Consider the following 15,494-nt stretch of genomic DNA (forward strand, 5'->3'; position numbering starts at 1 on the left):
GGGCCGGGGACCGTGACGGGGCAGCTAGCATAGAGCATCGCTACGGGCCTGGCACCCGCTACGGACGCCAGGCTGTTCCGGCCGGCCACCATCCGCCCCTCTCTCCCTTGAAGATTGGGCGGATCGCGGCCATGGGCCGCTCCTACAGGCGATGCGTTCTTGTCCGTAGCGTGGAAAACCGCGAAGCGTTTTCCACTGGATAGCTTCACGCCTTGTCGTCCCTTCCTCGTCCGGGAGGGGGCGGGGACAACCCCGATCAGAAGCTCACAATGGCACTCAGCCGCGCCGTCCGCGGCTCACCCACCGCCACCTGCAGCGGACTGTTGGCGCTCGACGGGTAGTACTCCTTGTCGAACAGGTTATCCAGGTTCAGCTGCAGCCGTGCCTGGTAGCCGGTCACCGGCAGGTCCCAGCGCAGGAAGGCGTCGGCCACGGTGTAGCTGTCCATATAGAAGCTGTTGGCCGGATCACCAGCGCGTTCGCCGACGTAGCGAGCGCCACCGCCGACGTGCCAGCTGCCCAGGTTGGACGGCACGAGCAGGTGATGGGTCAGGTAGAGACTGCCGCTGTGCTTGGGCGCCTGGGTCAGGCGATTACCCTCGTTGGTGGGGTCGTCGAGTACCTCGGTGTGGTCGTAGGCGTAGGTGGCGATCACATCCCAGCGCTCGGCCAGGCGCCCGGTGAGGTCCACTTCCAGGCCGCGCGAGCCCACCTTGCCGGCGGCTTGGCTCAGGCTCACCCCGTTCACGGTGGTGGTGGTCACCACGTTCTTTTTCTCGATGTCGTACAGCGCCACGTTCAGATTCAGCCCGGGCGTCAGGTCGTACTTGGCGCCCACCTCGAAGCTGCGACCTTCTTCGGGATCGAAGGTGTTGCCGCGGTCGTCCACGGTGGTGTTAGGCACGAAGGAGCGGCTGTAATTGCCGTACAGCGACAGGCTGTCGGTGGCCTGGAGTACCAGGCCGGCCAGAGGCACGGCGGCATGATCGCGCTTGTCCAGGTTGACCACATGGTTGTTGCCCAGCCCCTGGTCAGCGTATTGATCAAAGGACTGGTAGCGACCGCCGAGCACCAGAATCCAGCGATCGTCCAGATGCCAGTTGTCCTTGAGGTACAGCGAGGTGGACTTCAGGTTGCTGTCCTGGTCGCTCTGGGTCGCGCTCAACAGACTCGGCGGCGCCAGGTTGCCGTACACTGGCGCATAGATGTTGAGGTTGCGGCGCGAGGCATTGTTATTGCGGTAGGTCTTGCCGCGGAGCTGATCGCTGTCCTCATGATCGACCCCCACCAGCAGGTCATGGCGCTGGCCGAACAGCTCTTGGCGACCGATGAAATCCCAGCTCGCGTACGTCGTCTCATAGTCGTAGTCGGCACCGTTGGCGACCCGCAGCAGGTTGCCGTTGGCAGCCAGCGAAACCGGCTGGGCGAAGTCCAGGCTGTATCTATCGTTGTTCCAGGCGTAGGTCAGGCGAGTCTTCCAGTCGTCACTGAGCTGGTACTCGTAGCGCGCACTGGCGGTCTCGGTGATGCCTTCGCTCTTCGCCCATTTTTCGTCGAGACGCTTGTCGTAAGCGACGTGGGCGGGATGGCCGTTGACGAACACCGCGCCTCTATCCACCGGGCCAGTGTAGTCGTTGTAGGAATAGGCCAGGGTCAGGCTGGCGCGCTCGCCGGTCCAGGACAGCGACGGTGCCACCAGGCTGTGCTGGTCCACGCCGTAGTTGCGCCAGTAGTCTTCGCTTTGGCGCTCGGCGACCAGGCGATAGGCCAGGCCGGTATCGCCAAGGGGACCGGTGGTGTCCAGGCCGAGATTGCCGCCGCCTTCACTGTAGGCCGAGCCGCTCAGGGTGGTGCGCTGTTGATATTGCGGCTGCTTGCTGACCACGTTGATCAGACCGCCCGGTTCCAGGGCGCCATAGAGCAGCGAGGCCGGCCCTTTGAGCACTTCCACCCGCTCGACGGTGGCATCGAAGTTGTGCGACAGACTCGAACGCACCCCATCGCGGAAGATGGAGCCATCGGCGTTGGTGCCGAAACCGCGTTTGACGAAAGCATCCTTGGTGCCGGCCAGGGTATTGCCCTGGGTGACGCCGCTGACGAACTGCATGGCATCGTCCAGGCTGCTTACCGCGAAATCGTCGAGGGTTTGCGGCGTCACCACCTGCACCGACTGGGCTTCCTCCTTGAGCGGCACTGCGCTCTTGCTCGCGGTGGAGGCCTCGCTCGCCCGATAGCCCGTGTCCGCGTCGGTGGCTGTGGTGGAAATGTCCATGGGCGCAAGTGTGGTGCTCTCCGCTGCCAGCAGTCCCGAACTGGTCGCCAGGGCCAGCGTGCTGAGGGCAAAAGGAGCGAAGCGACGAAGGGCTCTGGGCTGGGCGTTCAAGGGCGGTCTCGGCGGGATTTGAAAGAGGGTCAGCGATTCTAAGTTGATAGCCATTCTCAAGTAAATCGAATTCCCCGCCGTTGGTGTCCTGGCGCGTTGCCGCCCATCACAAAGCGCAGGTATAATGTCGCGCTCCTTATTTTTCCCGCCCGGGAGCCCCCGCCATGCTGCGCATCAGCCAAGAAGCCCTGACGTTCGACGACGTACTCCTCATCCCCGGCTATTCGGATGTCCTGCCGAAAGACGTCAGTCTCAAGACCCGCCTGACCCGTGGCATCGAGCTGAACATTCCCCTGGTGTCCGCCGCCATGGACACCGTGACCGAATCCCGTCTGGCCATCGCCATGGCCCAAGAAGGCGGCATCGGTATCATCCACAAGAACATGACCGTCGAGCAGCAGGCCGCGGAAGTCCGTAAGGTCAAGCGCTTCGAGGCCGGCGTGGTGAAGGACCCCATCACCATCGACGCCGACGCCAGCGTGCGCGATCTGTTCGACCTGACCCGCCAACACAACATCTCCGGCGTGCCGGTCCTCTCCGGCCGTGACCTGGTGGGCATCGTCACCTCCCGCGACGTGCGCTTCGAGACCCGCCTGGACATCCCGGTGCGCGACGTCATGACCCCTAAGGATCGCCTGGTGACCGTGCGCGAAGGCGCCGACAAGCAGGAAGTGCGCGAGCTGCTGCACAAGCACCGCATCGAAAAGGTGCTGATCGTCGACGAAGCCTTCGCCCTCAAGGGCATGATGACCGTCAAGGACATCGAAAAGGCCAAGGCCTACCCCAACGCCAGCAAGGACGACGCCGGTAGCCTGCGCGTCGGCGCGGCCGTTGGCACCGGCGCCGAGACCCCTGAGCGGGTTGCCGCCCTGGTCGCCGCCGGTGTGGACGTCATCGTGGTCGACACCGCCCACGGCCACTCCAAGGGCGTGATCGAGCGCGTGCGCTGGGTCAAGGAAACCTATCCCCAGGTCCAGGTGATCGGCGGCAACATCGCCACCGCCGAAGCCGCCAAGGCCCTGGCCGACGCCGGCGCCGACGCGGTCAAGGTCGGCATCGGCCCGGGCTCTATCTGCACCACCCGCATCGTCGCCGGTGTCGGCGTGCCGCAGATCTCCGCCATCGCCAACGTCGCCGCCGCCCTCGAAGGCACCGGCGTCCCGCTGATCGCCGACGGTGGCATCCGCTTCTCCGGTGACCTGTCCAAGGCCATCGTCGCCGGCGGCTACTGCGTGATGATGGGCTCCATGTTTGCCGGTACCGAAGAGGCCCCGGGCGAGGTCGAGCTGTTCCAGGGCCGCTCCTACAAGTCCTACCGTGGCATGGGCTCCCTGGGCGCCATGGCCCAGACCCAGGGCTCCAGCGACCGCTACTTCCAGGACTCCGCCTCCGGCGCCGAGAAGCTGGTCCCCGAAGGCATCGAAGGCCGCGTCCCCTACAAGGGTCCGCTGGCGGCGATCATCCACCAGCTGATGGGTGGCCTGCGTGCCTCCATGGGCTACACCGGTTGCGCCACCGTCGAGCAGATGCGCACCAAGCCGCAGTTCGTGCGCATCACCGGCGCGGGCATGGCCGAATCCCACGTCCACGACGTGCAGATCACCAAGGAAGCGCCCAACTACCGCGTTGGTTGATTCCAAAACTGTTTGTACTTCTACGTTGCGATTCGGGGCTGTCTAGACAGCCCCGAATCGTCTAAACCTAGCGCTATCGAGACCTGGCCATGTCCCAAGACATCCACGCCCACCGCATCCTCATCCTCGACTTCGGTTCCCAGTACACCCAGCTCATCGCCCGCCGCGTGCGCGAACTGGGCGTCTACTGCGAACTGCACCCCTTCGACATGGACGACGCCGACATCCGCGCCTTCGCTCCGCGCGGCATCATCCTCGCCGGTGGTCCCGAGTCGGTCCATGAGGCTGGCAGCCCCCGCGCACCCAAGGCCGTGTTCGACCTGGGCGTCCCGCTGCTGGGCATCTGCTACGGCATGCAGACCATGGCCGAACAACTCGGCGGCAAGGTCGAAGGCTCCAACGTCCGTGAATTCGGCTACGCCAAGGTCGACGTGGTCGGCAAGAGCCGCCTGCTCGAAGGCATCGAAGACCACATCGACGACGACGGCGTACTCGGCCTGGACGTCTGGATGAGCCACGGCGACAAGGTCGGCAAGCTGCCGGACGGCTTCCACATCGTCGCCAGCACCCCCAGCTGCGCCATCGCCGCCATGGGCGACGACGAGCGCGCCTGGTACGGCGTGCAGTTCCACCCCGAGGTGACCCACACCAAGCAGGGCGGGCGCATCCTTTCGCGCTTCCTGAAAGACATCTGCGGCTGCGAAGCCCTCTGGACCCCGGCCAACATCGTCGAGGACGCCATCGCCCAGGTGCGCGCCCAGGTCGGCAGCGCCAACGTGCTGCTGGGCCTCTCCGGCGGCGTCGACTCCTCCGTGGTCGCGGCCCTGCTGCACAAGGCCATCGGCGAGCAACTGACCTGCGTCTTCGTCGACAACGGCCTGCTGCGCCTGCACGAAGGTGACCAGGTGATGGCCATGTTCGCCGAGAACATGGGCGTCAAGGTGATCCGCGCCAATGCCGAGCAGCGCTTCCTGACCAACCTGGAAGGCGAAGCCGACCCGGAGAAGAAGCGCAAGATCATCGGCCGCACCTTCATCGACGTCTTCGACGCCGAGGCCAGCAAGCTCAACAACATCAAGTTCCTGGCCCAGGGCACCATCTACCCCGACGTCATCGAGTCGGCCGGCGCCAAGACCGGCAAGGCCCACGTCATCAAGTCCCACCACAACGTCGGCGGCCTGCCCGAGGATATGAACCTCAAGCTGGTCGAACCGCTGCGCGAACTGTTCAAGGACGAGGTGCGCAAGATCGGCCTGGAACTGGGCCTGCCCTACGACATGGTCTACCGCCATCCCTTCCCCGGCCCGGGCCTGGGCGTGCGCATCCTCGGCGAAGTGAAGAAGGAATACGCCGACCTGCTGCGCCGCGCCGATGACATCTTCATCAGCGAACTGCGCAAGGCCGACTGGTACCACAAGGTCAGCCAGGCCTTCGTCGTCTTCCAGCCGGTGAAATCCGTCGGCGTGGTCGGCGACGGCCGCCGCTACGCCTGGGTCGTCGCCCTGCGCGCGGTGGAAACCATCGACTTCATGACCGCCCGCTGGGCCCATCTGCCCTACGAACTGCTGGAAAAGGTCTCCAACCGCATCATCAACGAAATCGACGGCATCTCCCGCGTCACCTACGACGTTTCGAGCAAGCCGCCGGCGACGATTGAGTGGGAGTGATCCTGCGTCCGGCATAGACCGGTACGTCTCGCAGAAAAAGCCCAAAGCCCGCGTAATTGCGGGCTTTGGGCTTTTTGAATCTGGCAAATTCTGGCAGCTTTATGCATCTCCAAGCATGGGTGCAGTATGCACGGGATAAGAGCTTCATCTAATGCCATGCTGATCTCAGGCTCTATACCTACTCGGAAATTCCTGCAGGATACAGGAGCGGTATATGACTACACAGATTGCTACCAAACAAGGGGCTGCAGTTACTTTTGCTTGGGGCTACGATGAATAGTAGAGAACAGATGTGTGAGCAAGCCCTCATTCGTGTTCTCGATAGCCTCTATCCTGATGGGGATCAGCAGCTAAGCTCATTTGTAGTTAGCATACCAGGTAGGCCGGTAACGAATTTTGGGCTTGTTGCCACTATATTCGTCAGGGAGCGTAAATATATCGAGGCTCTGATTTTTCTTAGGCGAAATGGAGCGCGTCACCTTCGAGATATCTCGATCGGTTCGCTATGGTCGATCGTTACCAACTTTGTGACAGAACACTACTACTACATATCTAATGGGCGGCTAAATTTAAATTCAGGCGTTTCTTTGGCTAAGCAAATCTCCCCTGAAGGGATAGCAGTACTATCTAAGGCGTTATTTCGCTCTTCGCTTTTTAGTGTAATTAACAAAATCACCCTCTACCCGCTAGTTACAGTTAAGGTCGAGAATGGATTTCAATCCCGCCACTTCGCGTTTATAGGCTCGGATGGATTAGCCGCAGCTCTTGAGGTCTTTGGGGCTCGTCATTCGTCGTTGATCCCTGCCCAATTTCCGCCATTTTTGCACTTGCAACAGTATGGGGAGCCAACCGGGAACTGGTTATGCATCAGCTCTCCTGATTCGTTAATTGCCCGCAAGCTCGCATGTGCGACTTTGGGCGCTCTCGCACTTACACCTATTAGGAGAGAGCGATATCTGCAAACCGGGCGATCAGTTCACGGCGGTTATTGCACGGTGGCGAACGGAGTTGTTTCGTATACCGCGGGAACCGCGCCGATGACGCCACGGATATCTAGCGACATCGTTCTCACACAAGCTGATCACACCTGGTTAGAGATTCTCAGTACGTTGTTCGATCATGAGGAGCATGCGCAAAGGTCGCATGTGCGGGCTCTCGAATACTTTCATCGCGCTTGGTTCGACGAATCTAGGGAACGCTTTCCCACCCTATGTATGGCGTTGGACTCTTTAGTTGGAGCACAGACTGGCCACACCAAGGCAGCAGTGGATTTTGTCGTATCTACACTCGGTGAGCCAGTTGATCAAGATAGACTGCGCATGCTTCTGAAGCTTCGTGGCGCAGTCGTCCATGGCGCTGCTCCTGACGTTTATGAGTCGCAGTTCTATGACGCCTACTACGCCCAGTACTTAGTGGATCCGATCTGTGATTTAGAGTTGGTTGTAGCGAGGTGTCTAAGACAAGAGATTTTTCAGGGTAAGCTGCACGCGCACCCAGATCCGCATGCTGAGATAATTACGCGTGCGCAGGAGTCGGGGCGACTTCCTCGTAACATGCGCGGAAGGTCGATCATTGCAGACGATTAATTAAATTACTGGATAGGCGAGCGCTGTCAAGGACTCCAAAGCCAGCGGCCGGCGGTGGTTCTTCGCCCATGGCCAACGTGCGTTCGTAAAAATCGAGCCTTGGTTAATTGCTCAGTAGAGGGTGACTCATATTTTTATAAACCAAGTTAATTGAAATAACCACTCTTGCTAGAGTCGGGCCTGCCAATATCGGTGAAAACCGGCTAGAGAGAAAAAAATCGCCGTAACCCGTATACTTAACGTTAGGATGATTTGATCAGTGGATTTTTGGCTAAAATAAATCTATCCCCTTTTTTATTGAGTCGGCGCCCAGCAGGTGTGCCGACTCAAGATCAATTAACTTAAAATGGGATATCCGGGGCAGGATCATCTGGCCCTGCCGAGTATTGATTGGGAGCCTGCGCTGCGGCAGGCATCATCGCAGCTGCTATAGCGCCCCTTAATTCGACGGCATCGTCATTTTTAGGCGTACCAACAACCACGTTAAACGTCTCTGCTCCGGCTGCAGCATCGCCAAGATTGGCTATCAAATTTTCACCTTCTGGCTCAACGTCAACTGGATCTAAATCGATGAAGTTACGGCCCATCATCATTTTATAATGAGGCATATGATCCATAACTTTGAATATTTTGAAAAAAATCCTCATGTAGTTGTGCGCCATGCCATCGCTTATGGCTACGTAAAGCTCGTCTGGCGAATAGTGGGAGCCATCGTTTACCCAGCTGATCAAGGACTGGCACTGAACTTTTTCCTGCCCTTCAAACTTTCCAATTATGACGCTCGTATCTGTATTTCCCAGGATTTTGAAGTAATTTTCCAATATTCTGCGCATTGTGTTCTGAATGGTAAGTGCAGGTAATGGATTTTTCGTCAGCTCCGCCCAAAGAAGCTGGTAGGAGGTTTTAATTGGGTTCGTCTCAAACCCTTCAATTCTCGAAAAACAATCCGGTTTTCGTACTATCCAAAATGTTTCATCCTTTATGGGATTATCGCCAGCCCTTTGAGGGTTAAACGTGATTTCTTTGTGAAAGTGCACATTATGGGTCAGGATAAAGACCTGCTTGATGTTGTTCCCCTTCTGGCGAGCGTCGTGAAAGAGTTTTTTGATTAAACTACTCACAATGAATAGCACGTCGCTATCCAGGCTTGAAACTGGGTCATCAATGACGACAATTCGATCAGTATTGATACCCGAGGTCGTTATGCTTCCCCTCAGCAAATGATAGAAATACAGGAAGGTAACGAAGGTCTTTTCGCCTTCACTGAGCGTTGCCTTAGCATCAGTTCCATCGCTTCTAATCAGTCGATATGAATTATCGGTACATGCAGTATCTAGGGAGAAGCTTCGAAAGCCGAAGTCCTTGAGTATTTTGTTTATCGCAATTACGGTAGGCCTTACGCTTGTCAGCGAAGTTTCGATCTTTGCAATTTCCGCGTCAGCTATAGAGATGTCTAATTCTGCTTTTTCCAAGCTTGCGCTAATGCCAAAAATTGCTTTGCTAATACGATTAATATCATTGGTGTAGTCAGTGAGAGTGTCTTTAAGCTCAACGTCGAGAAGATACCGCCAAACCGAGCCTGTTAACCTTTTTTGTTCGACGGAGAAGTCTGAAACAAGGCGATTATGCTCAGAGACCTTTAGGTTGGCTGAATTGATTAGCTCAGAAATTTTTTGTGGAACTTCAGCAAGATCTTCCAGCGCTACATCGATACTTGGACTAGCCACTTTTTGATCAATGCGCTGTCTGTTTACCAATATGATTGCATTTAGGGCGTGTAATTCAGCCTCAAGTTTTTCTTTGTCTAAATGCTTGCAGTCCGTGGTCAGGAGTGTCTGAGCTTGGGCTAACAGTGTATCTGCTGTTGACCAATAAGTATCGCGAAACTGCGATAGAGCTCTAGTGTCAGCCTCAAATGTTTCGTCGAAGTAATCTTCAAGCCTCTTCTCGAAATCATGAGGCAATTGCTGTTGGCAGAAAGGGCAGTCATTATCTGTATGGCCCAGATACCTCGTACCTTGCCTAATCCAGTCACTGTTTCCTAAGTGCTGGATCATCGCAGATACACTGACATCCTCTTTGCCAACCACTTTTTTGCTGAGCACAGGATTTTGTTCAAGCCCTACCAAACGAGACAGATCAAGGCTAGGAACAGTAGTCATTGGTGATGGTGCGTCACGATAGAGAACGTCTGCGCGTTTGCGCAAGTCTTCTAATTCAGCCAGCTGCGATGTATTATCTTTGTACTCCTGCAAGACCCTATTCTTGAAGGCTTCTTTATTGTTTCTCAGGCCTGTAAAAGCTATTTGAAAATCATTGTCGTGTTTCTGTTTTTGCTCCCAGCACCGTGTTAATAGCTTTGCTTCCAGCGCTTTTTTTTCGCCGATCTTGCCGCTTTCGCCATCGAGACCTTTTAGGTTTTCTTGTGCTCTAGTTTTGACCTGTTCGTAACCGCGTCTTTCTCTCTGAAGCGCCTCTAAACGATCAAGCTGCGCCTTCTCGGTTTTTCCCAGCGTGAAAACACCCTTGAACTGCTTCGAATCAGTGAAGTTCGCAGCGATGAAGTCGTTGTTATAGACCATGGCAGGGATCGGATTGCCCTTTGCCCAGGTGACCTTGGAGGCGGCTGATAGTGCTGGCTCGTCTATAAGCCTGCTGATCGTTGTTTTGCCTGCTCCATTTGCACCGTAGAAATAATTAACAGTCTTCAGGTTTTGAATCGTTTCGGGGGTTACGGAGCTGTAGGTCGCTATGCCGGAAAGGGTGATCGATTCAATCATGTCTCTCATCCATGGGAGGGAAATAGGGGAGCAAGCCAAAGGGTGGTGCTAATGCCGCACCCTCACCCTGGAATCCAGAGCAGGAAATGGCATTTTGAGGTCTCAGCATAGACCACTACACCAGCTCGTGAAGCCGGTCGCGCTTGAGAATAGCATCGCGAGCCCGGAGTAGTGATCTTCTATGTTTATCCGTCGCTCTGGGGAGTGGTTAAGCGCGTCCTACGATCCCGGCCACAGTTAACCGCCGTGCATCTCCTCAAATTGCGCATCATCGAAAAGGGAGCATATTTATTTTTCGACCGCTGTCCGCTTATGGCAGGTTTCTGCCAGTCGTGAAGGGTAGTACCCTCCAGAATCGGACAATCTTTTTCGTAGCCTGAGAAGGCTGCTCTTTAGGCTTGAGGGCAACTACGAACTAGGCCGGTTGACGGATTAGGATTGCCGCCGGGATATGGCCGCAAGCTCACCTTGGCCTCTCAACAAATCAAACCTCCAACACCTTCTCCAAATGCTCCCCCTCCAACCAACCCCTAATCTCACTCGCCCGCATAGGCTTGGCGAATAGATAGCCCTGGGCCCTGGCGCCGCCGAGGTTTTTCAGGGCGTCGAGTTCGGCGACGGTCTCTACGCCTTCCACGATGCATTCCAACTCCATGTCCTGGCACAGGGCGATCAGTGACCTGACGATCTTCACGCTGGCCGGGTCGAGGTGGAGGTTGGTGACGAAGGTGCGGTCCACCTTGAGTTTGGTCAGCGATAGCGCGTGGATCTGGCTCAGGCTGGAATAGCCGGTGCCGAAGTCGTCGAGGGAGATGCCGCAGCCCAGTTCGCGAAAGCGGCTGATGGCGCGTTGGGTCTGGGGCAGGTCCTGGATGGCGGCGGTTTCGGTGATTTCCAGATCGAGGCAGGCCGGGTCGAAACGGCTGTTCTTGATCAGCTCGACGATCTGCTGGGCGGCGTCCTCCGAGCCACAGTCGTGGGCGGACAGGTTGAAGGCCAGGCGGATACCCGCCGGCCAGCGTGCGGCGGCGTTCAGGGCCTTGTTCAGCAAGGGGAGGGTGAGGCGATTGACCATGCCGATGCGCTCGGCAATGGGGATGAAATCATCCGGCGGTACGTGGCCCAACTCTGGGCTTTCCCAGCGGGCCAGGGCTTCGAAGGCCACGGTTCTCTTGCTGTGAAGGTCCACGATGGGCTGGAACACCATGTAGAACTCCCGCTCCAGATCGGCGCGGCGCAGGGCCTGTTCGGTCAGCCCGTCGCGGCTGAGCTGCTGGCGGTGAGTGGTACTGAACAGGCAGGCCGTGCCGGGGCGGTGACGCTTGCTCTGGTACAGGGCGTAGTCGGCGTATTCATAGACGTCCGTGGCGGAGGATGCCTGGTCCGGGAAGGTCGCGATGCCCAGAGATCCGCTGATCTGAATGGGGATGTCCACCAGCAGGAAGGGCTCGCGCAGGCTGGCGCAGATGTCTTCGCCAAACGCGCGCAACTGATTGTCACTCATGGCCTTGGTGATGATCAGGCTGAATTCGTCGCCGCCCAGTCGGGCCAGGTGCACTTCGTCGTCGAGCAGCCCGGCCAGGCGCTGGCCCACCTGATAGAGCAGCCGGTCACCCACGCTATGGCCATAGAGGTCGTTGACCGGCTTGAAGCCATCCAGGTCGATGAGCCCCACGGCCAGGCGAGTCTCCTGCTCGCGGGCGCGGGCCAGCAGCGTATCGAGGCGGGAAAAGAATTGCCGCCGATTGGCCAACCCGGTCAGGCTGTCCTGATTGGCCAGCTTGAGGTTTTCCTCGCTGAGTTTTGCCGTCTGCGCCTGCATGTTCACCAGCCGGGTGAAGTCGGTGTACTGCGCCTTGAGGATGACCAGCATGGCGATGGACACCAGCAGGACATCAATTGCCGTAGCCACGAAGGTGATGATCTGGGTGGAGGCAAAGAACACCACGAACGCCGTGTTGACCACAACGGCGGTAGCCAGGGCTGCCGGCAGCAGGTGCATCATGCAGAAAGTGCAGCCGATGACGGTGATGGCCATATAGAAGGCGACATACGCCTGGCTATAGCTGTCGCCATAGGGAAACAGGGCCAGCGACCAGGCGGTGAACGCCATGGCCATCAAGGGCGCGAGTCTATTGGTGCGCTTCAGCGCCGTCAGCATCTGTGCCGGGCTGCGCGTCTGATGGCGCGTGCGCAGCCATTCCGCCGCCCGAATCACGCCGAACAGCGTCATGATCAGTGGGCAGTACACCACCAGCCAGCGCGGGGCGAGCTTGAGGTGGGTGCTCGCCAGCATCAGGGTGTTGCTCAGCAGGATGAAGTACATCATCGGCAACTGGCGAGCCAGAGCGGTGTATTGCGCCTTGACCAGGCCAGGGTTGTCCTGGGGTACGGACAGCAAGGCTCGCACGCCGAGCAGGGTTCTTTTCATTAGGCAGTGCTCTGAAATACGACGAGGTAAATCACCGAGCGGCTTATCCTTCCAGCCTGGACGGAGCAGAAGCTAGACGCTTCGCTTATGGGAGGGTGTCGGCCAATCCGCGGATTTCTGCAGTCTTTACGACTGGTGGCACTTTGCTTTCTTTTAGCGAGCCGCTCGTGAAGGTAGAGGCGATACCTGGGGCTGGTAGCGGAGTTTTACGGACGCCTAGCTGCGATTGGTCTTTGGGTGATGGCGAGCGTGGGCAAGAGGGGGAGTACGCCGGTTACCAGGCGATTGCGCTGGTCTTTCGGCTTCGTCTTCGGCCCAGAATCCAATGGATCTCTTTCTGAGCCTCACGTCGATATGAAAAAAAGCCCGCCATTCGGCGTAATGCTGTTCACTTAAGCATTTGAGGTTTGACGGGAGTCCTTCAAAAAATCGCTGCCAGCCTCCAGCAGCGATTTTTTGTATGGTTTTGGGCATTGAGCGGGGCTCCGACGCCTAAATTTCCCCGCACAGGATAGAAATCAGGCCACGAAAAACGCCACGGCTCTCATGGAGTCCGTGGCGTTTTTCTTAAGTGAACAGCATTACGCCATTCGGCGGGCTTTCTAAAGTCTGGGTCACTCAGCCGAGCTTAGCCAACAGCGCATCCGCCGCATCTTCCGAACTGGCCGGATTCTGGCCAGTCACCAGGTTACCGTCTTCGATCACGTAGCTGCGCCAGTCCGGGCCTTTCTCGTAGTGGGCGCCGAGTGTCTTGAGTTCGTCTTCCACCAGGAAGGGCACCACGTCGGTGAGTTGTACCGCGGCTTCTTCGCTGTTGCTGAAGCCGGTGACGGTGCGGCCCTTGACCAGCGGCGTGCCGTCGGCGGCCTTGACGTGGCGGAGCACGCCGGGGGCGTGGCAGACCAGGGCGAAGGGTTTGCCGGCCTGGGCGAAGGCTTCGAGCAGGGCGATGGAGTCGCGGGATTCGGCGAGATCCCAGAGCGGGCCATGGCCGCCCGGGTAGAAGAGGCCGTCGTAGGCGTCGGCCTTCACCTCGGTCAGGGGGAGGGTGGTGGCCAGGGCTTTTTGCGCTTCGGGGTCGTTCTTGAAGCGTTCAGTGGACTCGGTCTGGGCGTCGGGGGCGTCGCTCTTGGGGTCCAGCGGCGGTTGGCCACCGGCGGGGGACGCCAGGGTGATCTGGGCGCCGGCATCCTTGAAGACGTAGTAGGGCGCGGCAAATTCTTCCAGCCAGAAGCCGGTTTTCTTGCCGGTGTCGCCGAGTTGGTCGTGGGAGGTCAGGACCATCAGGATCTTCATCGCGCGTTCCTCGAACTTGTCAGGGTATTGCTAGACAGACCCCCGTGAGCGCGGACAAGTGCCGAGGCGGTGCATCAGCGGTAGAGCAGCCCATCCGTGACCGGCAGTACAGGGGAATGCCGGAGTCCTACCCCTGCGGCAGCGGTTAGGACTCCATTGCTGAGCGGTCAGCCCCAGCTACCGACGCCGCGTTCGCCGGCGGCGACGGTGCTGGCGACGTCCTGCAGATCGTGCACGCCTACCAGTTGGATGAGCGAATCCGCGCTCTTGATCTCGGTGCCGCCGCCGCCGATATCGTAGTAGACGTAGGTGTCCTGGCCGTAGTGGAAGACCGCAGCATGGACCTTGTCGATAGTGACCTGGGCTACCTGTTGCAGGGCATCGTAGAGACTGGTGGTGCCCTTTAGGGCGACATCCGCCACGGTGGTGACCGCCTCTTCCTTGAAAAACGCCTGCTGGAAGATGATCTGATCATCCTTGGCGTTGTAGTCGGTCACGGTCACATGGTTGGCCACCAGCGAACGATTGGCCGCGGCGGTGCTGCTGTTGTCAAAGTTGACCAGGGTGGAGGTCAGCACGTTGAGGGTGTCGTTACCCGCACCCAGGGTCACGATGGCGCCGTGGCCGAAGCTGCCGCTCAGGTTGGCGTTGTGGGCGGCCACGCCCTTGGTGAACAGCAGGGCGACATCGTCATTGCCGGCGCCGGCCTTGACGATCACATCGGCCTGCTGGATGTGGACGCCGATGTTGTCGTCGCCGGCGCCGGTGTCCAGGGTGATGGCCTTGACCCGGGAGTTGGCGAGAGCGGCGACGCTCTCGAGTTCCGGGGCGGTGAGGGTGCTGACCTGGACCGAGTCACCGCCGCTGCCGGTGGTCACGGACTTGAGCAAGGCGCTCTGGCTGGCATAGGTGTATTGCACGCCATCGTTGTAGCCATGGAGGAAGTCGATGGACAGGCCAACTGTCGACTTGGAGCCATCGAAGGTCTGCAGGCTATCGAAGTTATCCAGCGTGATGATGTCGCTTTCGTGGAATTCGTTGGTCGGCACGTCGGTGAGGCTGACCGTGAGCTTGGCGATGCTCGAATCCAGGGTGTCTATGCCGGTGGTGGTGCCGCGGGTATGACCGTCGAGACGCGTCAGCTGGCCTTCGTAATGGCCGGTCAGATTGAGTTCGGTCAGCGTCGAGCCGGCGGTGTAGTGCGGCCCTTTGGCATCGAAGGTCTTGGCGAAGCCGACATATTCGGGGGTGGCGTTGATGTCGAGCGTGAGACTGGGCTTGCTCTGGAAGGCGTAGTAGGTGACGCCGTCGAAGGTGCCGGCGGGCTTGGCCGGCGTGGGCGCGAGGGGCGCCTTGGTGGCAGTCGAAGCGGCGAAGGCTTGGGTGAAGAGGGGTTGGTCGGAGTCCAATGGCTGTTTCTTGTAGGTCATGACGGTCATCCTTAATGCATGCAGGCCGAGCGCTCGCTGGACGGCCTCGCGACAGGGCGAGGGGTCTTGCCGAGCGTCACGCCGACAGTGCCTAGCTTTCCGCAGGTCCACCGCGAACCACGCCGCAATTTCATCGGGCCACTAGTGGCATACCGCCAAACGGTAGTGCGCTAAAAGTTCAATGGCCAAGCAGCCGAAGCGACCAGCAGTTGGACCAGCAGGAGTGATCCTCCCGTCATCACCTGGAGCCTTGAGGTGAACAGCGCCGGGCCGAGATCGGCGCGACG

General features: G+C 58.6%; 8 protein-coding genes. 3 read left to right on the forward strand and 5 right to left on the reverse strand.

What is annotated here, in order from left to right:
• Positions 1–256: 256 nt before the first annotated feature.
• Positions 257–2,272: a TonB-dependent siderophore receptor gene (locus CCZ28_RS23010; RefSeq protein WP_167509307.1), complete on the reverse strand. Its 2,016-nt coding sequence runs from the start codon at positions 2,270–2,272 to the stop codon at positions 257–259.
• A 275-nt stretch (positions 2,273–2,547) separates the two neighbouring features.
• Here CCZ28_RS23010 and guaB point away from each other — a divergent pair, with 275 nt between their 5' ends.
• The 3 genes from guaB (at position 2,548) to CCZ28_RS23025 (ending at position 7,270) form a co-directional block, all read left to right on the forward strand.
• Positions 2,548–4,017: an IMP dehydrogenase gene (guaB, locus tag CCZ28_RS23015; protein WP_140221047.1), complete on the forward strand. Its 1,470-nt coding sequence runs from the start codon at positions 2,548–2,550 to the stop codon at positions 4,015–4,017.
• Positions 4,018–4,106: 89 nt separating this feature from the next.
• Positions 4,107–5,684 (forward strand): glutamine-hydrolyzing GMP synthase, encoded by a 1,578-nt coding sequence (guaA, locus tag CCZ28_RS23020; RefSeq protein ID WP_140221048.1) that lies wholly within the window; start codon positions 4,107–4,109, stop codon positions 5,682–5,684.
• Between the two features lie 290 nt (positions 5,685–5,974).
• Complete coding sequence (locus CCZ28_RS23025; RefSeq protein WP_140221049.1) at positions 5,975–7,270, forward strand: hypothetical protein; 1,296 nt, start codon at positions 5,975–5,977, stop codon at positions 7,268–7,270.
• Positions 7,271–7,611: 341 nt separating this feature from the next.
• Here CCZ28_RS23025 and CCZ28_RS23030 read toward each other — a convergent pair whose 3' ends face one another.
• From CCZ28_RS23030 to CCZ28_RS23045, 4 genes are all read right to left on the reverse strand, one after another.
• The gene (locus tag CCZ28_RS23030; protein ID WP_140221050.1) at positions 7,612–10,050 is read right to left on the reverse strand and encodes an AAA family ATPase; all 2,439 of its coding nucleotides are present in this window, start codon (positions 10,048–10,050) and stop codon (positions 7,612–7,614) included.
• Positions 10,051–10,534: 484 nt separating this feature from the next.
• Complete coding sequence (locus CCZ28_RS23035; protein ID WP_140221051.1) at positions 10,535–12,481, reverse strand: putative bifunctional diguanylate cyclase/phosphodiesterase; 1,947 nt, start codon at positions 12,479–12,481, stop codon at positions 10,535–10,537.
• A gap of 618 nt (positions 12,482–13,099) precedes the next feature.
• The gene (locus CCZ28_RS23040) at positions 13,100–13,777 is read right to left on the reverse strand and encodes a type 1 glutamine amidotransferase domain-containing protein (RefSeq protein WP_140221052.1); all 678 of its coding nucleotides are present in this window, start codon (positions 13,775–13,777) and stop codon (positions 13,100–13,102) included.
• A gap of 167 nt (positions 13,778–13,944) precedes the next feature.
• The gene (locus CCZ28_RS23045; protein WP_140221053.1) at positions 13,945–15,207 is read right to left on the reverse strand and encodes a hypothetical protein; all 1,263 of its coding nucleotides are present in this window, start codon (positions 15,205–15,207) and stop codon (positions 13,945–13,947) included.
• Between the last annotated feature and the right edge of the window lie 287 nt (positions 15,208–15,494).

This window comes from Pseudomonas oryzihabitans (assembly GCF_006384975.1).
Taxonomy (GTDB): domain Bacteria; phylum Pseudomonadota; class Gammaproteobacteria; order Pseudomonadales; family Pseudomonadaceae; genus Chryseomonas; species Chryseomonas psychrotolerans_B.

Bases quoted from the DNA above. Each gene is read 5' to 3' on its own strand.
- CCZ28_RS23025 (WP_140221049.1), top strand. From the start codon at position 5,975: ATGTGTGAGCAAGCCCTCATTCGTGTTCTCGATAGCCTCTATCCTGAT.
- CCZ28_RS23040 (WP_140221052.1), bottom strand. From the start codon at position 13,777: ATGAAGATCCTGATGGTCCTGACCTCCCACGACCAACTCGGCGACACC.
- guaA (WP_140221048.1), top strand. From the start codon at position 4,107: ATGTCCCAAGACATCCACGCCCACCGCATCCTCATCCTCGACTTCGGT.
- CCZ28_RS23030 (WP_140221050.1), bottom strand. From the start codon at position 10,050: ATGATTGAATCGATCACCCTTTCCGGCATAGCGACCTACAGCTCCGTA.
- CCZ28_RS23035 (WP_140221051.1), bottom strand. From the start codon at position 12,481: ATGAAAAGAACCCTGCTCGGCGTGCGAGCCTTGCTGTCCGTACCCCAG.
- guaB (WP_140221047.1), top strand. From the start codon at position 2,548: ATGCTGCGCATCAGCCAAGAAGCCCTGACGTTCGACGACGTACTCCTC.
- CCZ28_RS23010 (WP_167509307.1), bottom strand. From the start codon at position 2,272: ATGGACATTTCCACCACAGCCACCGACGCGGACACGGGCTATCGGGCG.
- CCZ28_RS23045 (WP_140221053.1), bottom strand. From the start codon at position 15,207: ATGACCTACAAGAAACAGCCATTGGACTCCGACCAACCCCTCTTCACC.